This window comes from Psychrobacter sp. APC 3279 (assembly GCF_030407795.1).
Taxonomy (GTDB): domain Bacteria; phylum Pseudomonadota; class Gammaproteobacteria; order Pseudomonadales; family Moraxellaceae; genus Psychrobacter.
In genome coordinates this window covers 57,032-82,213 of the sequence record NZ_JASDCR010000001.1, presented here as the reverse complement: position 1 = coordinate 82,213, position 25,182 = coordinate 57,032, and the positions used below count along the sequence as shown (strand labels likewise).

Below are 25,182 nucleotides of genomic sequence, written 5' to 3'. Positions count from 1 at the left end.
AGACATGACAAAGATAAATAAACAATGGCGCCTAAAAGCAAGACCAGTAGGCGAGCCGAGCGCTGAAACTTGGGATTATACCGAGACAGAAATACCGACGATTACCGATGGTCAGCTACTGATTAAGGTTGAATACATCTCTATCGATCCGGCGATGCGTGGTTGGTTGAACGATGCCAAATCTTACATCGCGCCAGTACAAATTGGTGAAGTGATGCGCGCCGGTACTGTGGGCGAAGTGATTGAAAGTAAGCATGAGAAATTTGCAGTAGGTGACTATGTCGCAGGTCACGACGGCGTCCAGTCTTATGCGGTCAGTGATGGCACTGGACTACATAAAGTCGATCCAAATCTCGCACCTTTATCTTATTATTTAGGCGTGCTCGGTATGCCGGGTATGACAGGCTACTTTGGCTTATTAAAAACGGGTCAGCCAAAAGCAGGTGAAACCGTCGTCGTCTCTGGCGCTGCCGGCGCGGTCGGTGGTTTAGTTGGTCAGATTGCTAAACTCAAAGGCTGCCGCGTCGTCGGTATCGCCGGCGGTGCTGAGAAATGTAAATTCTTAGTCGATGAGCTAGGTTTTGATGCGGCAATCGACTATAAGAATGAGAATATAAAAAAAGCGTTAAAAGAAACTTGTCCAAAAGGCGTCGATGTCTATTTTGACAACGTCGGCGGCGATATTTTAAATGACGTCCTCACGCAAATTAATCTTCATGCGCGTATCGTGATTTGCGGCGCTATTAGCCAATATAACAACACCACAGAAGTCAAAGGGCCATCAAATTATCTGTCACTGTTGGTCAATCGTGCGCGTATGGAAGGCATTGTCGTCTTTGATAATATTAAAGAATACCCGACAGCGATGAAAGATATTGCTGGCTGGATTCAATCGGGCAACATTAAAGTAAAAGACCATATCGTTGAAGGTATCGAGACGTTCCCTGATACGTTAATGATGCTCTTTAAAGGTGAGAACTTCGGCAAACTGGTACTTAAGGTAGAGGGATAAATCATGACATTAAATACAAATGGAATTGCATCAGATGTAACGGGTAAACGAATTTTAATCACGGGCGGTGCCTCAGGTATCGGCGCAGCAAGCGCGCTATTGCTGGCCAGTCGCGGTGCAAAAGTTGTGATTGGGGATATGGCAGAAGAGATGGGCGCTGCGGTTGCCAAGCAAGCTCAAGATGCTGGTAACAGTGTCGTCTTCAAAAAAGTAGACGTGACCAGTGGTGACGAAGTACGTGCGTTGTTCGACTTCGCAGTGGAAACGCTTGGTGGTCTAGATGTGGTGGTAAACAATGCTGGTATCGACCATAAGCCCTCGCCAATGCATGAGCTAAGCGATGATGACTTTGATCGCAATATCGCCGTGAATTTAAAAGGTGTTTGGCACTGTATGCGTGCTGCCGTCAACTGTATGCTACCTAATGGTGGTGGTCATGTGATTAACGTAGCGTCTATTGCTGGTCTGCGTTCAGCACCGATGATCTCAGCCTACAGTGCGGCTAAACACGGAGTTATGGGTCTGACCAAGTCTGCTGCCCATGAGTATGCGCGCGCCAATATTCGTTTCAACGCGGTCTGCCCAAGCTTCATCGATACGCCGATGGTACGCAATACCATGGCAACGATGGATGAGCGTACGCAGCAAGCAACTATCAAAGCCAGTCCAATGCGCCGTCTAGGAGATGTGAATGAAATCTCTAGTGCGATTGCATGGCTAGCCAGCGATGAGAGTACCTTTATGAATGGTCATGCGTTTACCCTTGATGGTGGCATGTTGGCTTAATAGTCAAATAACTGCTAAATCATTACGGTGTTAGCCTCGCTCGATGTACTATGCGTACTATCTACGCTCAGCTGCCTTGTAATGGATTTGCAGTTTTTCGACTATAATTTATTAAGTGGTTACGATAAAAAATTGAAAACTGAATAGCTAATTCAAAATATAAGGGATAACGATGAAAGATTTATTCGATTTAACCGGCAAGATTGCTTTAGTCACTGGCGCTAGCCGCGGTATTGGCGAATCTATTGCTCGTTTGTTGGCATCAAGAGGCGCGCACGTGATCGTCTCTAGCCGTAAGATTGATGCTTGCCAAGCAGTCGCTGATAGCATCATCGCTGACGGTCACAAAGCCAGTGCTTTTGCTTGTCACGTGGGCGAGATGGCACAGATTGATGCGATTTTTGAGCATATCAAAAGCGAGTTTGGTCAAATTGATATCTTAGTCAATAACGCCGCTGCAAACCCTTACTATGGCCATATCTTGGATACGGACTTAGCCGCCTTTGATAAAACGGTTGAAGTAAATATTCGTGGTTACTTCTTTATGTCGACTGCTGCTGGCAAAATGATGAAAGAGCAAGGTGGCGGTGTTATCTTGAATACCGCATCGGTCAATGGCTTGGTAGCTGGCGACAAGCAAGGTATCTACTCGATCACCAAAGCGGCTGTGATTAGTATGACCAAAGCCTTTGCCAAAGAGTGCGGTCCCTTAAACATTCGCGTCAATGCCTTGTTGCCTGGTCTGACCGATACTAAGTTTGCCTCAGCCTTAACGACCAATGATAAAGTCTTAAAAATGGCATTACACTCGATTCCACTAGGACGCGTTGCTAATCCTGACGAGATGGCTGGTACGGTATTGTACTTAGTATCTGATGCATCAAGTTATACCACAGGCGCGACCATCGTCGCCGATGGTGGTATGTTGGCTTAGCCAGTTAGAAGACTTAGGATACAAGTTAAAAAACAATTTACTATTAAGAACTGCATGAGATTTATTTCCATGCAGTTTTTTTTGATTTTATTTCTGATCGAGTGTCTAAATAATCTTAGTGTCATTGCATCGATAGATTGTTAATTTAAAGTAAAAATAGGCTGTGTAATGGCATAATAAAGGTACTAACAGCTACTTGAATAATATAGGAATCAAGCATGGATTCAGTGACTAATAATAAAATAAATATAATCTCTCAAAATAAAACATGGCTATTCGTGCCAGCGACTCGCATCGACAGAGTAGCGAAAGCCTTTGCTAGTGGCGTAGATGCGGTTATTGTCGATTTAGAAGATGCTGTTGCGTCAGAAGATAAAGCAGATGCCCGAAAAGCATTACAACAATATCATGACAGCGCAGACTATCAGCCGATTTGGCTACGTATCAATAAAGCAGGCAGCGATGCATTTATAAAAGATATCGCGCTTTGCCACCAGATGCCAAATTTATCGGGAGTATTATTGGCCAAAACTGAGCAAGCAGAAGATATTAATAACGTACATCAGCTTACCAATTTACCTGTGATTGCCTTGATTGAGAGTGCGATGGGATTGTATCAAATCGATAGTATGGCAAAAGCGGTCGGGTTGGCCGCGTTTAGTTATGGATTTTTAGATCTGTGCAATGATTTGCAAGTACAAGTAGGAACGCCTGCCGCTGATATCATCGCCAATCAAATCCGCTATCAACTAATCCTGACGTCAAAAGTGCACCAATTATCGCCACCCATCGATACCATTTATCCTGATTTCAATAATGAAGTTGGGCTGAATGACCGAGTACAGCTATGGTCACAAATGGGGATGTCAGGAATGCTGTGTATTCATCCTAAACAAGTGGCAGTCGTGCAACAAGCATTGCAACCAACAGATGAGACTTTGTTATTTGCACAGCGTGTAGTCGAGGAGTATGAGCGGAGCGGGCAGGCAGTATTTAAAATAGATGGCGAGATGGTCGATGCACCAGTGATTGAGCGTAGTCGTCAATTGTTGGTAAAGTAACAGACCAATCCATAGTTGGTTCAATATAAGTAGTCGGTTCAATATAATTTGGTTACTAGGGCGTGTCCTCAATTCAATCGATAGTTATCTAAATGGGTTAAAAATGGCTAAATCTTGCCAAATGGCGTCAAATAGCTGACTAATATCTCGATATTATCTGCGCTATTTTCCTTGTTTGACTGCGATTTATCTCATTTTTATCACCATTCTTAAAATGAGGACACGCCCTAGAAAGCCGAGTGAAAGTATTACAAGCAGTATACTAAGCGAGACTGACACCGTACCTAATTTATAAAGTATTGACTATATAATACTTTATCATAAACCATATCCATTCACATTCGATAAAAGCAAACTATGATTTTCATTAACAATAATATCAGCCTCAATGATAATGAGGTAGAGATCAGCGCCATACGAGCGCAAGGCGCAGGGGGGCAGAATGTCAACAAAGTATCTTCTGCCATTCACCTACGTTTTGATATTAACAACTCAAGTCTGAGCGATGAGTACAAGCAGCGACTGCTAAATAGCAAAGATAGCCGAATAACCAAGGAAGGCGTGCTAATTATCAAGGCGCAGCAGTTTCGAACGCAAGAGCGCAATAAAATAGATGCGCTTGAACGTTTGCAAAGCTTTATCACCAAAGCCACTTACGTTAATAAAACCAGAAGGCCTACCAAGCCAAGCAGAAATGCCAAACGTAAACGGGTGGATAAAAAGACCCAGCGTGGTAAGACAAAGGCTTTGCGCGGTAAAGTAGATTTTTAGAGAGTTTGTGATAGTAGGTTTGGTCGTTGAGAAGTTATACGGCAGAAAACTTATAGAACAAAAGCTATAGTAGGTTATGGCAACGTTTGAATTTAGAATGGTATAGGCGATTAATTACCACCTATACCATTATTCTAGATTAACGACTTATTTAGAATGCACCATTAAGTCCAACAAATACGCTGGTTGAGTCATCGTCATTACCTTGTGAATGTGTGACACCAGCGTTGGCATTCAATAGACCAAAGCTTCTAGATAGGCCAAGTGTCATAGCAACGTTATCATCATCAGTTTCGACCATAGGCGTCTCAAAGCTGATATTTGGTAGCGTATTCAAACGTGCGGTTACCGCTTCGCGATTGTCACTCAGCTGTTTTTGGTAATGAATGTCACCAAATAGGTTGAGGTTCTCCATCAAGCTATGATTGGCTTTGAGACCAAGCTTGCCATATGTCGTAGAGTATTTCTGCTCATCGAACTGCATAGCAATGCCAGACATCTCTTTTTCTTTGAGTCCGTCAATTTTTACGCGGCTCGCTGTTGCACCGATATAAGGTGTGACAGCAATATTGCTCACTTGCATTGGGTAGCCTGCCTGCAAGTTGGCATAAAAGCGCTTGCCATCAGCATTTGACTTAAACTGCTGTTGATTACTGCCTAGTGTCACAGCACGTGTGACATCGACATCCATGTTGCCAAATCCTGCAGCACCATTGATCTGTAAACCACCAAACTTGTTGCTGTGATAGACACCAAAACCGACCTCTCCTAGATCAATATCACTCAAACCTGTGCCAACGTCTGAGTTTTCAAAGTCTTTTTGGGTAATGTTACCGTATAAGCCTGTCACTGCATTGGCTGAGTTAGGATGAGCAAAATCTACGCCAAGTAATACTTGGGTATTATTATCACCATCAAACCCTGCAATTTCTTGATTAGCGACTTCACCAACGGCCCATAGTGTACGGGCAGGTTTTTGCTCACTGCTTTGAATTTGGTTGACGTGTGACTGTAAGCGCTCATTGGTTGCAAGTCCAGTTGTCGTTGCAATATGTGGCAGCACACCGATTAAGCTAGGCGCTGTGACTACAGCATTTGCATAGTCAGCAATCAGTTGATGAGTAGCACCTGTTGGATGTATGCCATCAGCGAAGAAGTAGGTTTCGTTGGCATTTGCTTCTACAAGAGTATCAGGTCCACAAGTTAGAGAGCTATTGTTGTCGCCGCAAGCTTCATCGGTGACATTAGTGAAACCATACTGAGCAGGCGATGCAATGATCTCCTGAGTTAAGCTAAACATATCTAGCGGTATGATATTAGCGCCAGTATTTGCTGCGGCACTAAGCATAAATTGATTATATAGGCTAGTAGCACCAGTACTTTGCGCCTGTGCTACAGGCCCTTGATCGATAACTCTAGGGGTTAGACCGACATCGGGAATATTAGGTACCAAGATATATTTGGCACCATTGTCTTTTAATGCATTAATCGTTTCGGTTTGGCTAGCGACTGCTCCAAGTATGGTTGCTTGGGCATTAGCAGGATCTTCAGCCGCCGCAAGCAAGTCATTTGCACCTGCCCACACGACATATAATCCGTTAGGATCTACTGTGTTATTAGCGAGATAGCTATCGACTTGGCTATTGGCAGAAGCAATAGGAATACCGCCAGGGAAAAGCGCTTCTTCGCCTGCTCTTGCACCGCCGATAGCGTAGTTATTACCAGTTTGAGGACTACCGAATACAACGGGAACAGCCGTGGTACCTAGCTGCTCAGTGAATGAGGTTGCCCAAGTGTTGTCAGGGTTGGTGGTAAACTGAGCAGGACCTGGTACAACTTGACTAAAATAGCCACCATCGGTCAGGCTATCACCAAAAAAGGTGACACTGTCATAAGCATTTGCGTGAGAAATACCAGCGATAGATAGGCTGACAGCCAGCATGCTTTTGGTAAAAGTTTTGAAAGGGGTATGGCTAATTTTAGAACGTGAAGTATTACGAGGCATAGTGACTTCCTTGTCATCAATGTAATAGTTTGTCAACCGAGTGTAACCACTTTTTAGAAAGCTAGCAATCGTTTTGATTGCAAGTTGCAAGAATATTGCCTTATCTAAGTAAGTTTTTAGAGCATAAAAAAGGGGGAGCAAGTACTGAAAAATCATACTGTCTCGCTCACATAATATTTTATTTCCTTCTATGTAATTATGCTGTAAGCACCTGATTTTTATTGAAAGGTATAAGAATTATCTATCGATATTGCTTGTTTAACCTAAGCAACTGCCCAATCATAAATAGTATCAAAGCAGCACTCCACAATAAGATAGTCAGACTAAATGCGTATAAAGATGTCACTGGCGGTAATAGCAAAGTATAGCTAGCAGTATCAATACTATAGAAACTGAAATTAAGCTTGTTTTTGTGGACGCAATAATAAGGCAAGTCCAAGCGCTACAAAAGCGGCGATACCAGATATCATATAACTGATACTAAAGTCACCAGTGACTTCTGCAAGATAACCTGCGGTTACTGGCCCAAGAGCTTGCCCACTTGAAAAAGCAAACGTCAGCGCCGCGAGTGCACTTGCCGCCGCCGCAGGCCCGAAATAATCACCTGCAGAAGCTGCCATAATGACAGGCACACTCCACACCACTATGCCAAACAAGATAATGGACAAATACAGCCCTAAACTCCAATTAGTAAGTCCGACTAGCAGATAAGCGATGGCAAGGAAGAAATAAGCCAGCGCTAGACCAAGGCGTCTACCAATATGGTCAGAAATCCAGCCAAACAACATGCCTGAGAACATGCTAAGCAGCCCAATCCATGCCCAAACACCACCAGCAGTCGCTTCACTCAGCTGATATGAGCCAACCATACTGGTCACGATGAAGGTAACGTAAACCATATAAGTAGCACCATAAATAGCAAAGATGACACCTAAATGTACGAGCAGCTTAATATTGCTACGTTCTAGCTTTTTCTTATTTTTAACAGGTAAGGTAGGTGCGCGCCCAAAAGGGCTTTGTCTGACATCGTCTGGATGATTGCGAATCAAAGTAAAAGTAAGCCAAGCTACCGCAATATTAATCACGGCAAAAATTAGCCAACCTGTCTGCCAAGACAATAGAGTAGAGAAGGGTAAGAGTTTGGGTACGACGAAGCCTGATAAAATGATACCAAAGCCGGGTCCCGCCATGACTAATCCTAAAGCAAGCCCGCGGTGCGAAGGAAAAAACCAATGAGACATGACGCTCATCATTGGTAAGACCACGCTGCCGCTACCGATACCAGTCAGCACATAGAGTGCGCAGAGTATTGGAAAACTGGTGGTAAAAGCCATACCGAGCATAGAGACAGCAATGAGGAGGAGACTTGCCGTCGCAGTCGTTCGAGTACCCAACCGAGGTAGGATAAACGGGCTTAGAAGCACTGCAACCAGATATCCTATCAGGTTGGTGAATCCCAAGATTCCGCTTTGAGTATAATTTAATCCTAAAGAGGATGACATTGACGGTAGTAACATGCCAAATGCGAATCGTCCTAACCCAAGTCCGCAGAACATTGCTACAGAGCCTGTCGCAGCAACGATCCAAGCATAGTGTAATCTGCCTAGCTTAGGGGGCGCAGGGTTATCTTGATTTCCTTGATCTCGACTGTCTCGTTGAGTCATTCCATCAGGCTCTCCAACAAGTTGAAAACTCGCAGTATATATCGTCACTAAATTTAGATCGTAGGTAATGACTTCCTTGTTTTGAATAGTATCCATTTCACACTCATCCTTTTGTGCTTAATCCCTATCAGTCCTTTATTAAATATACTTATAGTTTAAGTATACTTATGTCCAATAAAATTAGTATAACTGCACCTGAACGTTCGTTCAATCAGTGTGTAAGAAATCTTTGAAATGTTTTATGGGCTACATTGTTGTATTCATACATAAAGAAAATGCCAGCCTATTTATATGGCTGGCATTCTGCTTATTATTTTCTGACGGTTACTTACTGACTACTGTTTTTTGGGTATCCTTTAATATCGACTTATTATTTAGCCAAGTCGTTTACTCAATTCAGGAAAACGCTTGATCATAAACAGCATTAATAGTAACGCCACAACTGCGATAGCCGCACCGGTGTATCCTACGCTAGATAGTGAAATATGCGTCACGGCATAACCGCCGAATAGTGCACCCGTACCAATTCCCAAATTAATAATACCTGAGAACATCGACATCAGCATGTCTTGTGCATTGACATCGACCATGATGACTTTGGCCTGCATTGAGATAATCAGTAGCATAAGCGCCGCGCCCCAAAGCAAAGCAATAAAGCTGAGCGCCCATACAGAGGTCACTGCTAGCAATAGTGCAAGCATAGACACGAGCATGAGTATGGTCGATATTAGCATCAATCTGGTATTGAACCGATCTCCCCAACGACTGAAAATAATACTGCCTACAATTCCTGCTGCACCGAATAGTAACAGTACAAAAGTCGCAGCATTTTCACTGATGTTGCCAACTTGGCGCATGAATGGTTCTATATAAGAATAAGCTGTGTAGTGCGCTGTAAAGACCAATAAGATAAGCAGGTACAAACAGACTAATAGGGGGTTTTTAAGTAGTTCTGGAATCTTTCTAAAAGACCCTTCAAACATACTAGGTAGCGTGGGTAAGAGCCTCGCTTGTAGAATAAATACAATTAAGGCAATGACGCCAATACCGCCAAAGGTCGCTCGCCAGCCAAACCATTGCCCAACCAAACGCCCCAGCGGCACACCCAATACCATTGCTAACGACGTACCAGTCGCCAGTACACTAAGCGCCATGGCTTTTTTGCCTTCAGGCGCGACGCGTATCGCGATTGCAGCTGTGATCGACCAAAATATCGCATGAGATAACGCAATCCCCACGCGACTAATGAGCAGCACGTCAAAGCTCCATGCAAATACGGACAGTACGTGACTGGCAATGAATACGGCAAAAAGACCCAAGAGCAAGCGCTTGCGCTCAAATCGACTGGTCAATAGCATTAGTGGCAATGACATCGCAGCGACAATCCAAGCATAGAGTGTCAACATCCAGCCAGTCTCTGCCGTCGTAATAGAGAAGTCTTGGGCAATGTCGCTCAACAGCGCCACAGGGACAAATTCTGTGGTGTTCATAATAAAGGCACTAACGCCCATCAAAAATACTTGAAAATACTGAGTTCGGCGAGCGTTTGAGCTGGCCTCAAGGTTATGTGTCATAAAGTCCAATACAGATGCGAATACTACGTGTGATAGGTCAAAGTGGGGTAGGTTTAATTAGAATACAAGGTTTGCGGGGCAAAATAGCAAGCCCACGTCAATCGTGAAAGGTGTTTTTTGATAAGGATTGTTAATTGGACGTTTATTGAGGATACTTGAGTAATATGAAACTATCGTTAATCATATTTAATGCGTTGGGATACTTGCTAACGACTAAACTACAACTCATTGAAAGAAAAGCGACACCAGTTGTCGTAGAAGGTTTTAATCGGCTTTATTTTTATGTGAGCCTATATTATAGTTATTAGGTCAGGCAAAATGACATGAGATAAAAACCAGTTAACCCTCGGAGCGCAACGCTTCACTTTTTAACTGAGTTTTTAAACGCTATCTTAGCGAAGTCTTTCTAGTAGTGTTATTTACGTTTAATCCTAAACTTCTGTGCCTGTACAAACCTAAAAAACCATATTTATTAATAAACAAAAAACTTAGCAGAAAAAAGCTCGTTAACATTGCAAAAATATCAGCGATGTGACAGCAAAAAACTGTGGCTAAAAAGCCTATCAGAATTAAAAGCTACTACCTTACCAAGTCGATTAATTTACTTAACTTTATAGATAATGACGTCATTTAAACAATGGCGAATAGGCTCGGCTGGCTTGAAATCAGCATTCAGAATATAACAACAACGAAAAACTGCAGCTAAACAACCAAAATCAAAATAATAAGGATATAACGATGACCACATTAACGTATCAGTTTGAACAAAAACGGTTAGACAATATGCAATGGTCGGATGGCTCAAAGTTATCTGGTATAACGGCACTGGCAAATGATGAGAAAGGCCGAATACGAAAACAGCCATTGTTTTACCTCGAAACGGTTTCTATAGACAGTTATGAAGATGATATTTATTTCGTGAACAATACTAATGAGATGCTCATATGGGTAGCGCCATTTAAACCCTATCGAAACATAACTGAAGCACGAGCAAAGTTGGGCGATAGCAGTGATGAAAACTTACGTAAAGTGACGCTCTATAGTGATGATATAAATAGCGTATATCAGGATGTACTGCCTAAGCAGGGCGTGCGGATTGGTAGCACTCATATCATGTACGACAGTGATGTGATGATGCAGTGGTTTATACATGTGCCTTATAAGGGGCCAGATACGAATTATGCGATCTGGCAATTTAATGTAGTGGAAAAGGGCGGGATTCGAGGAACTTATCCATTGTTGTGGGATGATTTTAGTAAACCCTCGCACATGGTGAGTTGTGACTGCCTATTTGAGCGAGCTGATATGCCGATAGAGGTCAGTATTTATGAAGAGCGCTGTGCAATGCTTGACAGGCTTGTCGGGTCATTTGGGGTGTCGAATGCTATATTCATATTGGCGATCAATGATGTGCTCTATTGTTATGGCGTGGGCTGGAGCGCGCCCTATAGCGAGTCGGATATACAAGCGCAAGACATTGCGATGAAACTAACAGAACAAAAGCCAGAAAATGCAGAAGCGGTGAAAGCTATTGTCCAAGCGGTTTATGACTTTTGGTTTAACGAAGGCTTTGCAAGAAATATCTCAATGCAGGCTTGTGAGGAGCTTTTAAGCTTGTACCAAGCGCAGGTTGCTAGTCAAAAATCGGTTTAATTTATAAGCCAAATTATCAAGAATCAACCTAAATAATAATTAAAAAAGGAGAACCTTATGATGTTCCCTATCGAAAACAATGATACGTTTTTACTGTTTTTTCATGGTCTTGATTCAAGCAATGAGACTAGTAAATATACTTGTATCACGCGTGAGCCAAAATACTGTCAAACGGTCAATTACCGCGAGAGTTTTGCAGAAATATTTGAGATCTACGACGCCTTAATCCGCGAAAAAATGACACAGTATCCACGAGTGGTGTTGGCAGGGCATTCGCTTGGTGGTTGGTTTGCCAATCATTTTGCTCATAAATACAACTTGCGCGCACTATTGATTGCACCTTGTATCTATCCAAGTGAGGTATTGGCGGACCGTATCCCTGACGTGGCTGATATGAAGCTGTCTTTTCCCACGACCAATACCGAGATGGTACGAGTTATGGTAGAAGTTGGCGATGAAAGTTTGGACGTAGCAGTCGCCAGACGAACATTAGTAAATCTGCCAGACAGCTGGGAAGTCGATTACTTTGAAGGCGGTCATCATCGTATCGCTCGTAGTAGTGATATTTGGTATCACATAACTCATCTGTGCGAAGATCCCATCGTTTGGATGGATGAGACGACATATCATGGTGAAGACTGATAGCAAGGGCAGTCAAAAAACTGTCGCGACTGATGGATAAATAAACTGCTTAAAATAATTAATTGACATTAAAGACGATCGGTCATAATATCTATGCATGACGATTACTAAGCCAAAAGCCCGTCGAGGGCGTCCACCCAATGTTGAACGCGAGTTTACGGATACCCGTGAAGCTCTTCTGAGATCTGGGATGGAAATGTTGACAGAGCAAGGTTTTGCGACCACTGGTATCGATGCCATACTCAAACGCATCAATGTGCCTAAAGGTTCCTTCTACAATTACTTCAAGAACAAAGAAGCATTTGGACAGGAAGTGTTGCAGCAATATGCGTTGTATTTTGCTCGCAAGCTAGATTATTGTCTTTTGAATGATCAAGTATCTCCTATGCAGCGTATTAGTGACTTTGTTGAAGATGCTAAGTCGGGAATGATTAAGCATGAATTTCGACGCGGCTGCTTAGTAGGAAACTTGGGTCAAGAGATAGTCGTGTTGCCTGACAGTTTTCGCTGTGAGCTAGAAAGTATATTGCTTGATTGGCAAGAGCGTTTAGCGGCTTGCTTACGGCTTGCAGTACAACAAGGACAAATACATTCTCATAGTGATTGTGATGAGCTGGCTACTTTCTTTTGGATTGGTTGGGAAGGTGCGGTTCTGCGTGCTAAGTTGACGCAAGATGTCAGTCCATTAGATACTTTTTTCCGAGGTTTTGTAGCAGGAATACAGAAGTAATTTTTTTATCCATATTTTTAGACGACTGGTCTAAATTATTTTTTACTCATTTATAGACGATTGGTCTAAATAGGATCTACTATGTTTAATGCAATATTAATTGAAAAAAATGATGATGTTTATCAGTCTAATCTGACTGAAATACAGGACACGCAATTACCAGAAGGAGATGTCACGGTTCGTGTGGCATTTAGCACGCTCAACTATAAAGATGGATTGGCCATTACGGGTCGTAGCCCTGTGGTACGCACATTTCCCATGGTTCCAGGAATCGATTTAGCGGGTACCATCGAAACAAGCAGCCATCCTCGCTACAAAGCTGGCGACAAGGTGTTGTTAAATGGTTGGAGTGTGGGTGAGAAGTATTGGGGCGGTCTATCACAAAAAGCGCGATTAAACGGTGACTGGCTTATCCCGCTCCCTGAATCGATGACTGAACGTCAGGCGATGGCGATAGGTACAGCGGGATATACCGCAATGCTTTGTCTAATCGCATTAGAGCGTAATGGACTCACACCAGAGCGTGGCGAAATATTGGTGACGGGTGCTAATGGCGGCGTTGGTAGCTTTGCCATCGCACTTTTGGCAAACCAAGGCTACTCTGTCACGGCTTCTACGGGACGCTTAGAGGAAGCAGAATACTTAAAGAGCCTTGGTGCAACGACGATCATAGACCGTGCTGAATTGAGTAGTCCTGGACGTCCTCTTGGTAAAGAGAAATGGGCTGCCGCAATTGATTCTGTTGGTAGTCATACGTTGGCCAACGTTTGTGCCAGTACGTGTGAGGATGGTCTAGTCGCTACCTGTGGATTGGCTCAAGGCATGGATTTCCCTGCTACTGTCGCGCCCTTTATTTTGCGCGGTGTCAGTTTGCTTGGTATCAACAGTGTGACACGACCTTATGATGAGCGTGTAGAAGCATGGCAGCGTTTGAGCACAAGCTTGGATATGACACAATTGGATGCAATCACTAGAGAGATTGGACTAAGCGAAGTCATTCCGACAGCCAGCGAGTTGTTGGATGGTAAGGTTCGTGGTCGAATAGTCGTTGACGTCAATCGTTAGGCGTTAAGCGTTAATACTTCAACCCTAATATTTCGATGTTGAACCTCGTGTTAACACATGAATAAGTGGCGCATCGAAACGTCTAAGATTGAGTGCTCAACGTGAAAAAAAATTATTCACAAACGGTCACAAATATCGGTATTTATTTTTTGTCATCTGATGTGCTATCATCGTTGAACGATCTATCGTGGGTTTAACAGTTTTGTTATTGCCGACCATGACAATAGTCTAATGGCAGCGTAACAAACCTTGCAACTTCCAGCACGATATAAAACAACTCTGGTAAAGCGCATGAGCCTGTACTCCGACAACCTCATTTGTGCCTGATTTTTTGCCTATTTGGGCGTATATCATACTTTTTCGTCGGAGTTACAGGAGTCTAAGGTGTTCAATATCATGAGCCACATTGCTAACCCATCTAAATATACCCGTCGTTATCACCCACGCCATTCTTTAGCGCAATATATTATCAATCAAATAGAGTCGCTTGAGCTGCGCCCGCAAGATATCGTCAAGCAAATGGGCTATCCTCTTAAACATACCATACCTGCCTATGACCGCCTGCGCCATGTACTGTCGAGCAAATTCCTTGGGCTTGATGGTAGCTATATGGACAAACACTTTACCGCTGATGAGTTTTTGGCAAAACTGTTTGCCGTGCTTGAGATACCGTATCAGCCATTCGCAGAAGATATTGCGCAGATTAAATATGACTTGGCGAATCACTCTAACACGCTACCTAGATATAGCTTACGAGCGGAAGTAGATTTTACATTTACGAGTGCTGACAATTGGATGTCTCGTGGCGCGGCTTTACGTTTTGCGCAAGTACATCTGCCTAGCGGTTTTGCCAAATTAGACGATGCTGCACGTAAATCAGTGATTCAAGACAGCATCTGCGAGCATTATCAGCAGTATGAGGGCAGTTTGCCATACGACGGTATAATCAAAGCCTATCGACTGACTATTGAACAAGACAACCATGTGGTCGACCATGCAGAGTATGGATTGCCAAAATCTAGCAGTATCTAAAATGCTGTGAGTATATGAAGAGTGTAATAATCTAAGCTCATCGACTAAGAAGCCTTAGTATAAATTAGAAGACTCAGTATAAAAAAGCCTCACTTTATTGTGGGGCTTTTTGGTTTTTTACGTTATGTTTTCTTGTAAGAGACAAACACTGCTAAATATCAGTTTTATAAAATTCATTTTAAGCGTCAGGCTTCAGGCTTAGAGATGGCGCGCCATAAAATCACAAATAGCGCATCAAACTCTGCATTTAACGGTGTTTCTGTTTGGCGAATGGTATGCATTAAACCAAGTCGACTGATAAACCCCATAAACACATCAAAGAGTATGTGCAAAGGAACAGTGTCATTGAGCACCCCACGATTTTGTCCATCTTCTAATACCGCTAAAAACGCCCCAATTAACTCTTTGTTTTCATAGATTGCGATATTACGTATACGTGAGGCCGAGACAGAAGACAGAACCATCACCGCATCTGGATGCGAGTCTACAAAATCAAAGCAGACCCACAGTGTCTTACGTAGACGATCTTGTACGCTATCAATCCCTTGCAGATGATCCATAATTCGAGCGGCTAATCTGCCGAGCACAATATCCATAATGGTATAAAACAGCGTTTGCTTGTCTCCGAAATACTTGTAAAGCGTTTGCAAAGAAACGTTTGCAGACTTTGCAATCTGCGCCATCGTCACCTCATTGGCGTCAAATCCTGCAAAGACTTTACGAACAGCTTGTTCAATTTTATCCAAAGTTGCGGGCCGCATATCGGATAGGGGCGCTAGAGATCGAGTTTGCGTGAGGCTATCTGATTGATTAAAGGTTTTCATATTTATCGCTTCTTAAAGTATTGACTATTTGATACGTCCTATCAGTTAAATGATTTTCTCAATAATTTAAAGTGATTAAATCAATAAGTAATATAAATTACCATTTTTATTTAATTGATTGCGAAGTGGTTTTTCGTAGCCTAGTATAAGACTCATATATTAATAAATACAAAGCATTTATAGTATATCTATAACGGTAATATAAATTACCATAATTTACAAAATGGCTTAGATATAGTCAGTTCAATATAATTTCGATACAAGGAAACCGAGTGTAAGTTATATATTAGTATGCTTAGCGAGGATGACGATGTAGCGGATTTATATAGACTTGACTATATAGTTGTTATTCACTCCACCTTGTCAAGGATAGACATCATGAGTATCGAAAAACTTACCCCAAACTGGATGACCGAAGAGCATCAGATGGTGTACGACAGCGCCTTAAAAATGTTTCAATCTTGGGATCCTAAAGATGAGCAGTGGCGCAAAAATGGCATGATTGATCGCGCTGCTTGGGAAGAGGCAGGCGAGATGGGGTTTCTGTGTGCGGCGATACCAGCTGAGTATGGCGGCGGTGGCGGGGATTTTGGCCATGAAGCGGCACTTATCTACGCACAGACTGAGGCCAATCAATCGGGATTTGGCGGTATGGTGCACTCAGGCATTGTCGCGCCTTATATTTTAGACCACGGTACTGAAGAGCAAAAACAAGCGTGGCTACCCAAAATGGCAACGGGTGAATATATCGGCGCTATCGCCATGACCGAGCCTGGTACTGGCTCTGACTTACAAAACATCAAAACCTATGCGGTAAAAGATGGTGATGACTACATTATCAATGGTTCTAAGACTTTTATCACTAATGGTCAGCATGCCAATCTTATCCTATTAGCATGCAAAACAGACCGTGAAAAAGGCGCACAAGGCGTCTCACTTATCATCGTAGAAACGGACAAAGTAGAAGGGTTTGAGCGTGGACGCAATCTCGACAAGATTGGTTTGACGTCGCAGGATACCTCAGAGTTGTTCTTTAGCAATGTACGTGTGCCACAAACCAACCTGTTGGGTACGGTAGAAGGTATGGGCTTTATCCAAATGATGCAGGAGTTGCCACGTGAGCGTTTAATCATTGCGCTATCAGGGGTTGGCTCGATGAAGCTGGCAATCAATTTAACCTTAGATTACGTAAAAGGGCGCGAAGCCTTTGGCAAACCTATTTGGAAGTTTCAAAATACCCGCTTTAAGATGGCGGAATGCTATGCCGATTATCTTGCTGCTAGCACCATGTGTGATGCGGCAGTAGATGCGATGTTAGATGGCAAACTGTCTGTACCGCATGCCTCATTGATCAAATATTGGGTCACCGAAAAACAGTGTGAAGTTATCGACGAATGCGTGCAGCTGTTTGGTGGCTATGGTTATATGACAGAGTATCCTATCGCACGTTTATATGCTGATGCGCGCGTGCAAAAAATCTATGGCGGCACCAATGAAATTATGAAAGAGCTGGCTTCACGCTTTATGTAGACGCTTATATTATAAGACTACGATAATTGTTGTTTATTTAAAAAATAAAAAAAGGATTTTTTATGACTGAGACTGCTTACATTTATGACGCTATCCGTACGCCACGGGGTAAAGGGAAAAAGGATGGTTCGTTGTATCAGGCATCACCGATTTGGCTGACGCGAACTTTACTAAAAGAGATGCAACAGCGCCACAACTTGGATACCAGTTTGGTCGATGATGTCGTACTTGGCTGTGTGACGCCAGTGGGTGAGCAAGGCTCTGATATTGCCCGCATTGCTGTTATTGATGCTGGCTGGGCACAAAGTGTGGCAGGTCTTACTCTGTCTCGCTTCTGTGCCTCTGGTCTAGAGTCCATTAATTTAGCTGCTGCCAAAATCATGTCAGGTATGGAAGACATGGTGGTGGCAGGCGGCGTTGAGTCTATGAGCCGCGTACCGATGGGCTCAGATGGCGGTGCTTGGTACATGGATCCGCGAGTCAATGAAGCGACGCATTTCGTACCGCAAGGAGTAGGTGCGGATACCATCGCAACGCTCAAAGGCTTTAGTCGTAGTGATGTCGATGCCTTTGCCACCGAGTCGCATCGCCGCGCTGCAAAGGCTTGGGAGAATGGCTACTACGACAAATCTGTCGTCCCTGTCACCGATATCAATGGCATGATGCTGTTGGATAAAGATGAAACCATCCGTCCTAATACCAATGTCGAAACCTTAGCGGGTCTAAAACCTTCTTTTATTATGCCGGGCAAAATGGGCTTTGATAGCGTTATTTTGGACAGATACACTACGATTGAAACCGTCAATCATGTGCATCATGCAGGCAACTCTTCGGGCATCGTTGATGGGGCTGCCATATGTTTGGTCGGTAGTGCGGCGGCTGGTCAAAAAGCAGGGTTAAAACCACGTGCCAAAATCACGATGGCCTCAGTCATTGGCTCAGAGCCTGCCATTATGCTCACAGGCCCAACGCCAGCTTGCCAAAAAGCCCTCGATAAAGCGGGCATGCAAGCTTCTGATATAGACCTTTGGGAAATCAACGAGGCATTCGCTGCTGTCCCGATGAATACCGCTGATGATTTTGACATCTCGCTTGATATCGTCAATGTAAATGGTGGTGCAATCTCCATGGGTCATCCGCTTGGAGCAACAGGAGCGATGCTAATGACGACCGTCCTTGATGAGTTAGAACGCCGCGATCTACAGACCGCTATGATTACGCTATGTGTGGGCGGTGGCATGGGTATTGCCACCATTATCGAGCGCGTTTAACTTTTTCTAAAATAGACTAAAGCACAATTAGATTAAGAAATAATAGATAAAGAATCATTTAAGGGATAAAAATGATGACAAATAACCAGACAGCAGATAGCGTGACAGCCATTAATGCACTAGAAAACTTCTCAGCTCAGCGTGATGAGGATGGTATCGTCACTGTCACGATTGACCAAAGCAAACGCAAAATGAATGTCATCGGTGGCGGTTTTACAGAGTCGTTCGCCACGATAGTTGATAGTTTTATCAAGGATGGCACAGCCACAGGCTTGATTCTCACATCGACCAAAGACACCTTTGTGGTTGGTGCAGATATTGATCAATTGAACCAGATAAAGACAGCCGAGCAAGCATTTGCACTGACTGAAGAATTAAAAGGTAGTTTGCGTAAGCTTGAGACCTCAGGCAAACCTGTCGTCGCTGCTATGACAGGAACCGCATTAGGCGGTGGTTTAGAGTTGGCACTTGCCTGTCATTATCGTATTGCCATTGACACGCCTAAGACCAAGCTAGGTTTGCCTGAGGTGAAATTGGGTTTGCTACCTGGCGGCGGTGGTACTCAGCGCTTACCGAGGTTGGTCGGTATTCAGACGGCATTGGAGCTCATGACGCAAGGCAAAAAATTAAGACTAGCAGCGGCAAAAGACATTGGACTTATTGATGCAATAGCTACTGATCAAGCAGATATGCTGAAGCAAGCAAAAGACTGGATTCAAAATAATCCAAGTGCGCAGCAGCCATGGGATAAGAAAGGCTTTAAAATTCCTGGCGGCGATAGTAAGCATCCAAAGGTGGTTCCTATATTCTCTATTGCCCCAGCCATGGCCAATCAAAAGTCACATGGCAACTACCCAGCGATTACTCATATCATGTCTTGTGTGTTTGAAGGATGCCTCGTGGATATCGATACAGGGCTTGAGATCGAGTCGCGTTATTTTGCCGCTTGCGTACTGTCCACTGAATCTAGAAACATGATCAACACCTTATGGACGCAGCTGAATAGCATCAAAAAAGGTCAGTCTCGTCCTCAAGGGTTTGAACGCACAACCACCAAAAAAGTCGGTATTTTGGGTGCTGGTATGATGGGTGCAGGCATTGCTTATGTCACTGCCAAAGCAGGGATAGACGTCGTTTTATTGGACACAGAGATTGCCAATGCTGAAAAAGGTCAAGCGTACTCTGCTGATATTTTGGATAAAGCCATTAGCAGAAAGCGTGCTACCGAAGAGAAAAAACAAGCTCTCTTAGAACGCATTATGCCAACCGTTTCTTACGATGATTTGGCAGATTGTGATCTTATTATCGAAGCAGTGTTTGAAAACCGAGAAATCAAAGCCAAGTGTACCCAGCAAAGTGAGGCAGTGATTTCAAACACGGCCGTCTATGCTTCTAACACCTCAACGCTACCGATCACAGGACTGGCAAAAGCCAGCACTCGTCCAAACCAATTTATCGGTCTGCACTTTTTCTCGCCAGTAGACAAGATGCCGCTGGTTGAGATTATCATGGGCGAGAAAACCGACGATGCAACGTTGGCCCAAGCTTTCGATTATGTTGTGCAAATAGGTAAAACGCCTATCGTCGTCAATGACAGTCATGGCTTCTATACCTCGCGGGTATTTGGTACCTATGTGTCAGAGGGCATTGCGATGCTAGGAGAGGGTGTGCATCCGCGTAGCATTGAAGTTGCCGGACTGAAAACAGGTATGCCAATGCCGCCGCTAGCATTACAAGATGAAGTGTCATTAAGCCTCGCATTGCATGTCAGCGAACAGCAGCAAGCGGATATGGTAGCCGAAGGTAAGCCAATCGTAGTGCGTCCTTCTTATGACATACTAAAAACACTGGTCAATGAGCATGGGCGCGAAGGTAAGAAAAATGGCAAAGGGTTCTATGACTATCCAATAGAGGGTGATAAGCATCTATGGCCTGATCTGATAAATTTATATCCGCCAAAATCAGAGCAACCGTCGCAGCAAGATTTGGTTGATCGCCTGATGTTTATTCAAGCCAATGAATCTGCTAAATGCTATGAGGAAAATGTTGTGCGCTCAGTAGCTGATACCAATATAGGGTCTATCTTTGGTTGGGGGTTCGCACCGCAGCATGGTGGTACGCTACAGTTTATCAATGCAATGGGTGTTAGTGCGTTTGTTGAGCGGAGTCGTGAGCTGGCTGCGAAATATGGTGAACGTTTTGAGCCAGCTCAAATCTTGCTAGACATGGCAGTCAAAGGCGAGGCGTTCTCTGATGACTGATAGATATGTATCAAATCCTGATCAAATGAAGGACTGTCTACAAGGGTTACGAGTGATCGATCTGACTCGTAATCTACCTGGGCCTTTTGCCACGCGCCTGCTTGCGGACTTAGGCGCGGACGTTCTTAAAATCGAGCCCAAACAAGGCGATCCTGCTCGGGTATTTGGTGAGCTCTTCGCAGCTCTGAACCACGGTAAGACTACCGAAAAATATGACTTTCATGACGCTAAAGCGATTGGAGCTATAAAAGCACATCTTAAAGAAGCTGATGTGATGCTAGATAGCTTTCGCCCAGGTATTTTGGCAGAAATGGGACTAGATGCTAAGACCTTGCATACCATCAACCCAAAGCTAGTAATGGTATCTATTACTGGTTATGGCTTAGCAGGCAATTACGCGAAAGAAGGTATCTATTTAGAAGATGCTGACTCAAAAAATAGCTCTCAAGTGAATCATGACTGGTCCAATAAGGCAGGTCATGATATCAACTTTATGGCCATGAGCGGTGTGCTGGATCAGTTAAAAACAGCGCAGGGTGAGCAGGCCATGCCCAATATCCAGTTTGCGGATTTGGCAGGTGGTAGTGACACAGCAGTGATAGCACTGTTGGCTGCCGTATTTGCCGCCCAGCGTACTGGCAGAGGACGACACATTGCTATTAGCATGACGCACAGTTTGTACAATCATATGGTCATGCCAAAGGTCACAGGCAAACTGATTAATAGCCTTTCAGGAGATGGCTTAAACGACACTCTACTGCCGCAGCATGACTTTTTGGGTGGTGCCTTACCATGTTACCGACTATACCAAACCGCTGACCAGCGCTATATGGCGGTTGGTTCCTTGGAGCTAAAATTTTGGCAAGGTCTATGTCAGGTATTGGAGTTACCAGCGCTCAAAGAAATACACTGGCAGCTTGGTATCATGCCCAATATGCCTGAGAGTGAAGCTGCGTCCAACACAATCGCGGAAAAATTCGCCAGTCAAACGCTTGAGCATTGGCAACGTGTATTTTCAGCAACGGATGTCTGTGTGACCCCTGTGTTGAGTTTACATGAAGCCAAAACTCACCCTTTATTTGAACATCAAGATGAACATCATGCAATATCAGGATGGCAGCAAGTGAATTAGTATGTAAGTAGTCTTAGAGAAAAGTGAAAATTGGATTAACCCTTGAAAGCGATATCAAGATGCTGCTGGCTAGAATCGTCTTTTTAGTCTGTATTATTCTGACTGCCTGTCTAAACCAGAGTGATTGAACTTGTATATTTATAACTGTCTATCTAAAATTGCCTGAATAAGAGACAATACGCCCATAAATCCTAAAGTTTTACGGTACTGAAGCATAGTAGCGCGTTCAAAAGCTCTTAGAGATTGAGCAACAGACATTTAATAAATTTAACTTAAGCAAAAAGGCAGTTCTGAATGACCAAACATAACCCGTATAATTTTTTACCTTTGCAGCCAACAGGTAGAAACGAGACTAATACTGCTAATACTTATGCTCCTGAAGATATGATTAAAATATACGAGCAACAGTTTCTCATTCAAGTGCCAGAAGAAGAGCTGACCGAGTTTTTGCCAGCGTTAAAAGCATTTTATGATATCGATAATCATACCTTAGATGTCAGCGCCATTATTTTCGATGCAATCGCAGACTCTGCTATCATTTATAATCACAAAATTAAAGTCGGCGACTATCAGATATTAGGTGAATTGATAGAAGAGGCGATTGAGTATGATGACAACAACAAAAGTGATGAAAGCGCTGAGAGTGAAGAGATTCAAGCCTATACATTAGAGTGCCAACGTACATTTTTCATCAACGATGTAGAAATACCTTATCATTTCAACCTATTCATCTATGGCGATGGTTATTCTACTCTGACCAAAAAAGAAACCGTATTAGAAAAGATGTATTGGTTTGTCAGAGGTAGATTTGAAGAGAATTTATTAGATGACGCTGAAGATAACGACAGCTTAGAATCGATTAATGCGCAACTAGCCAGTTTAGGTATTCGTGAAATGGATCTGACGACTGTGGATGAGATAATCAGCTATGTAGAAGGTAGCATCATTGACGATCCAATGGTGGACGAGCTTAACAAACTGTTAGATGATGCTGAGTAGTGTGGAAGATAAGTTAGTAGAGTAATCAGCAAAAGAACAGATTTGAAAAATTATATAGCTGAACAACTAGAAAAAAGCCTCACTGCTCGTATGATGAATGGTGAGGCTTTTTAAATTCACAACCTCATAAATAAGTTCTTTCGACATCATCCAAAATTATATGACGCTATACATTTATAGGTTTTCACCCATCTCTCCTCAAAGGTTCAGTCGATTTCCTATATAATGTGAGCTATTTCGTTATTGTTTATCCATTCAATTCAGGCTTTTTTCTTAGCAAAAATGCTTCTTATCAGGTAAAACGGTGCTTTATGTTCAACGCTTCCTCGACTCGTTTAAATAAATACATCAGCGAAAGTGGTATTTGCTCTAGGCGAGACGCTGACCGCTTTATTGAACAAGGTAATGTATACATCAATAGCAAACGTGCGTCGGTTGGTGATCAGGTGGTCGCTGGAGATGCAGTAAAAGTTAATGGGCAGCTTATTGAGCCAAGAGAGCCTGATGATTTTATTTTTATTGCGTTGAACAAGCCAGTGGGTATTGTGAGCACCACGGAAAGCTCTGAGAAAAATAATATTGTCGATTTTGTGCGACATAGTTTGCGTATTTTTCCGATTGGCCGTTTGGACAAAGATTCTCAAGGTTTGATCTTTTTGACTAATAACGGTGATTTGGTCAATAAGGTACTACGTGCTGGTAATAATCATGAGAAAGAGTATCTAGTTACAGTGAATAAGCCGCTAACGGATAGTGTTATCGAAGGTTTGGCGGGCGGTGTGCCGATGCTCGGCAAGATGACCAAAAAATGCCCAGTGACTAAAGTGGCGCCTAATGTCTTTAACATCACGCTCGTACAAGGTTTGAACCGTCAAATTCGTCGTATGTGTGAGCACTTTGGCTACGAAGTCGTCAAGCTTGAACGTACGCGGATTATGAATGTAAGTCTCAAAGGTCTTCCCGTTGGTGACTGGCGAGACTTAACTCCAAAAGAGTTGTCTGTGTTACTTAAATCTGTAGAAGACTCTTCTTCACAAGACAATCACTCAAACAAGAAATCTCGCAATACGCCACGAAAAAAACCTCGTGCTGATGCTTCATCAAAGTCAAAACCATCTACAAAATCGGCAGGGGCAGCAAAGGGGCGTAACAAATACGCCAAAGATGATGCTAGAAAACCAGCAGGTTCTAAAGGTAGGGATGGACGTCCTACTGGTCGTGGTAGGCCGTCAGGCAGTAATGGTAAGCCCGGAGGCAGTGGCAAACCTGCTACCAATGGCAGGCGTCCTTCAAAAGGACGAGGCTCTTCACGGTAATAATTTTTCACAATGTGACGGCTATATTTATTGCTGAAATAGCCGTAAGCTAAATAACTTTAGTCTTAATGAGATCATATTATGTTTAAAATAAAAGTAGAGCGCATTGTCAAAAAACCGATTGATGAGGTATTTGAAGCACTGAGTGACCATGCCAGTTATGGCTCATTTAAAGCGGTGGGAGTGGCTAAGTTGGTGAATGAAGGTGACGAGGAGCGCAATGGCGTCGGGGCTTTACGTAGCATTCAAACGGGACCCGTTAAGTTCTGGGAGCGGATTACAGCGTTTGAGCGTCCTACTCATATGCAATACCAAATCGAAAAGTCTAAACCTATCAAAATGCAACATAATAAAGGCATCATTGACTTAAAAGACTTGGGCGATGGCACCACACACGTGACTTGGGTATCTGAGGGTCGATTGACAATACCATTGCCATTAGTCGGTCGCCTATTAGACCGTCAAATGCAGAAACAAGGAACCATAGGGTTTAGTAGCATACTCAAATCCATAGAAAGCCGCTAATCTAGCGGCAATGTTGGGTTTTCTGATATCACTCTCTAGTGGTGGCTTATTTTATTTGAGCCATCACTGTCAGTTTTAATCCGTTTTATTCTTAGCAGCTTCAATCTCGTTAAAACGTGCCAACTGCTCTGGCGTTGCTTTTTGTTGATATTTCTCTTTCCACTCGGCATAAGGCATACCATAAACAAGCTCGCGCGCATCCTCGTATTCGATTTCAATACCACGCTCTTCACCAGCCGCTTTATACCATTTGGATAAACAGTTACGACAAAAGTCGGCAAGGTTCATTAGCTCAACATTTTGTACATCTTTACGTTCGTCTAAATGAGCTAGTAAGCGACGAAATGCCGCTGCTTCTAGCTCAATGTTTGATTCTAATTTTGCCATGATATTTT

Annotated in this window: 22 protein-coding genes; 17 read left to right on the top strand and 5 right to left on the bottom strand. The window is 43.3% G+C overall.

The genetic code is table 11. The features are described from left to right. Window positions 1-4 precede the first annotated feature (4 nt). The 5 genes from QL898_RS00175 to arfB all read left to right on the top strand — a co-directional run bounded on the left by QL898_RS00175 (window position 5) and on the right by arfB (window position 4,564). Window positions 5-1,012 carry an NADP-dependent oxidoreductase gene (locus QL898_RS00175; protein WP_290175406.1) on the top strand — a complete coding sequence of 336 codons (1,008 nt, stop codon included), beginning with the start codon at window positions 5-7 and terminating at the stop codon, window positions 1,010-1,012. A gap of 3 nt (window positions 1,013-1,015) precedes the next feature. Then, window positions 1,016-1,798 carry an SDR family NAD(P)-dependent oxidoreductase gene (locus tag QL898_RS00170; RefSeq protein ID WP_201604432.1) on the top strand — a complete coding sequence of 261 codons (783 nt, stop codon included), beginning with the start codon at window positions 1,016-1,018 and terminating at the stop codon, window positions 1,796-1,798. Between the two features lie 172 nt (window positions 1,799-1,970). Further along, window positions 1,971-2,732 carry an SDR family oxidoreductase gene (locus tag QL898_RS00165; protein ID WP_290175404.1) on the top strand — a complete coding sequence of 254 codons (762 nt, stop codon included), beginning with the start codon at window positions 1,971-1,973 and terminating at the stop codon, window positions 2,730-2,732. A 218-nt stretch (window positions 2,733-2,950) separates the two neighbouring features. Next, on the top strand, window positions 2,951-3,793 hold the full coding sequence (locus tag QL898_RS00160; protein ID WP_290175403.1) for a CoA ester lyase: 843 nt from the start codon (window positions 2,951-2,953) through the stop codon (window positions 3,791-3,793). Window positions 3,794-4,150: 357 nt separating this feature from the next. Then, window positions 4,151-4,564, top strand: coding sequence for an alternative ribosome rescue aminoacyl-tRNA hydrolase ArfB (gene arfB / locus QL898_RS00155; protein WP_102091188.1), 414 nt, complete (start codon window positions 4,151-4,153; stop codon window positions 4,562-4,564). A gap of 151 nt (window positions 4,565-4,715) precedes the next feature. Here arfB and QL898_RS00150 read toward each other — a convergent pair whose 3' ends face one another. The 3 genes from QL898_RS00150 to QL898_RS00140 form a co-directional block, all read right to left on the bottom strand. Beyond that, entirely contained in the window at window positions 4,716-6,569 is a 1,854-nt protein-coding gene (locus tag QL898_RS00150; RefSeq protein WP_290175401.1) for an autotransporter domain-containing protein, read from the bottom strand. A gap of 398 nt (window positions 6,570-6,967) precedes the next feature. Continuing rightward, complete coding sequence (locus QL898_RS00145) at window positions 6,968-8,329, bottom strand: MFS transporter (protein WP_290175399.1); 1,362 nt, start codon at window positions 8,327-8,329, stop codon at window positions 6,968-6,970. Window positions 8,330-8,607: 278 nt separating this feature from the next. Beyond that, window positions 8,608-9,807: a sugar transporter gene (locus QL898_RS00140; protein WP_290175397.1), complete on the bottom strand. Its 1,200-nt coding sequence runs from the start codon at window positions 9,805-9,807 to the stop codon at window positions 8,608-8,610. A 738-nt stretch (window positions 9,808-10,545) separates the two neighbouring features. On the opposite strand from QL898_RS00140, the gene QL898_RS00135 reads away from it, so the two are divergent. The 5 genes from QL898_RS00135 (at window position 10,546) to QL898_RS00115 (ending at window position 14,929) form a co-directional block, all read left to right on the top strand. Beyond that, a complete protein-coding gene (locus QL898_RS00135; protein WP_290175395.1) occupies window positions 10,546-11,460 on the top strand; it encodes a hypothetical protein in 915 nt (304 codons plus the stop codon). A gap of 57 nt (window positions 11,461-11,517) precedes the next feature. After that, window positions 11,518-12,102 (top strand): YqiA/YcfP family alpha/beta fold hydrolase, encoded by a 585-nt coding sequence (locus QL898_RS00130; protein WP_290175394.1) that lies wholly within the window; start codon window positions 11,518-11,520, stop codon window positions 12,100-12,102. 97 nt (window positions 12,103-12,199) lie between these two features. Next, window positions 12,200-12,832, top strand: a complete 633-nt coding sequence (locus tag QL898_RS00125; protein WP_290175393.1) for a TetR/AcrR family transcriptional regulator — start codon at window positions 12,200-12,202, stop codon at window positions 12,830-12,832. Between the two features lie 81 nt (window positions 12,833-12,913). Next, window positions 12,914-13,897, top strand: a complete 984-nt coding sequence (locus QL898_RS00120; RefSeq protein ID WP_290175391.1) for an MDR family oxidoreductase — start codon at window positions 12,914-12,916, stop codon at window positions 13,895-13,897. Between the two features lie 396 nt (window positions 13,898-14,293). After that, window positions 14,294-14,929, top strand: a complete 636-nt coding sequence (locus QL898_RS00115; protein WP_290175390.1) for a hypothetical protein — start codon at window positions 14,294-14,296, stop codon at window positions 14,927-14,929. Between the two features lie 185 nt (window positions 14,930-15,114). On the opposite strand, the gene QL898_RS00110 is transcribed toward QL898_RS00115, so the two are convergent. After that, on the bottom strand, window positions 15,115-15,753 hold the full coding sequence (locus QL898_RS00110) for a TetR/AcrR family transcriptional regulator (RefSeq protein ID WP_156410701.1): 639 nt from the start codon (window positions 15,751-15,753) through the stop codon (window positions 15,115-15,117). Between the two features lie 378 nt (window positions 15,754-16,131). On the opposite strand from QL898_RS00110, the gene QL898_RS00105 reads away from it, so the two are divergent. The 7 genes from QL898_RS00105 to QL898_RS00075 all read left to right on the top strand — a co-directional run bounded on the left by QL898_RS00105 (window position 16,132) and on the right by QL898_RS00075 (window position 24,787). After that, window positions 16,132-17,283 carry an acyl-CoA dehydrogenase family protein gene (locus QL898_RS00105; RefSeq protein WP_290175387.1) on the top strand — a complete coding sequence of 384 codons (1,152 nt, stop codon included), beginning with the start codon at window positions 16,132-16,134 and terminating at the stop codon, window positions 17,281-17,283. A gap of 62 nt (window positions 17,284-17,345) precedes the next feature. Further along, on the top strand, window positions 17,346-18,554 hold the full coding sequence (locus QL898_RS00100; RefSeq protein WP_160021282.1) for an acetyl-CoA C-acetyltransferase: 1,209 nt from the start codon (window positions 17,346-17,348) through the stop codon (window positions 18,552-18,554). A 71-nt stretch (window positions 18,555-18,625) separates the two neighbouring features. Next, window positions 18,626-20,815, top strand: a complete 2,190-nt coding sequence (locus tag QL898_RS00095; protein ID WP_227679255.1) for a 3-hydroxyacyl-CoA dehydrogenase NAD-binding domain-containing protein — start codon at window positions 18,626-18,628, stop codon at window positions 20,813-20,815. Further along, complete coding sequence (locus QL898_RS00090) at window positions 20,808-21,947, top strand: CaiB/BaiF CoA-transferase family protein (protein ID WP_290175381.1); 1,140 nt, start codon at window positions 20,808-20,810, stop codon at window positions 21,945-21,947. Before QL898_RS00095 ends, QL898_RS00090 begins: the two co-directional genes overlap by 8 nt. A gap of 294 nt (window positions 21,948-22,241) precedes the next feature. Beyond that, the gene (locus QL898_RS00085; protein WP_290175379.1) at window positions 22,242-22,946 is read left to right on the top strand and encodes a hypothetical protein; all 705 of its coding nucleotides are present in this window, start codon (window positions 22,242-22,244) and stop codon (window positions 22,944-22,946) included. Window positions 22,947-23,257: 311 nt separating this feature from the next. Next, a complete protein-coding gene (gene rluF / locus QL898_RS00080; RefSeq protein ID WP_290175378.1) occupies window positions 23,258-24,262 on the top strand; it encodes a 23S rRNA pseudouridine(2604) synthase RluF in 1,005 nt (334 codons plus the stop codon). An 81-nt stretch (window positions 24,263-24,343) separates the two neighbouring features. Continuing rightward, on the top strand, window positions 24,344-24,787 hold the full coding sequence (locus QL898_RS00075) for an SRPBCC family protein (RefSeq protein ID WP_290175376.1): 444 nt from the start codon (window positions 24,344-24,346) through the stop codon (window positions 24,785-24,787). Window positions 24,788-24,862: 75 nt separating this feature from the next. On the opposite strand, the gene QL898_RS00070 is transcribed toward QL898_RS00075, so the two are convergent. Then, the gene (locus tag QL898_RS00070; RefSeq protein ID WP_201570191.1) at window positions 24,863-25,174 is read right to left on the bottom strand and encodes a DUF1244 domain-containing protein; all 312 of its coding nucleotides are present in this window, start codon (window positions 25,172-25,174) and stop codon (window positions 24,863-24,865) included. Window positions 25,175-25,182 lie beyond the last annotated feature (8 nt).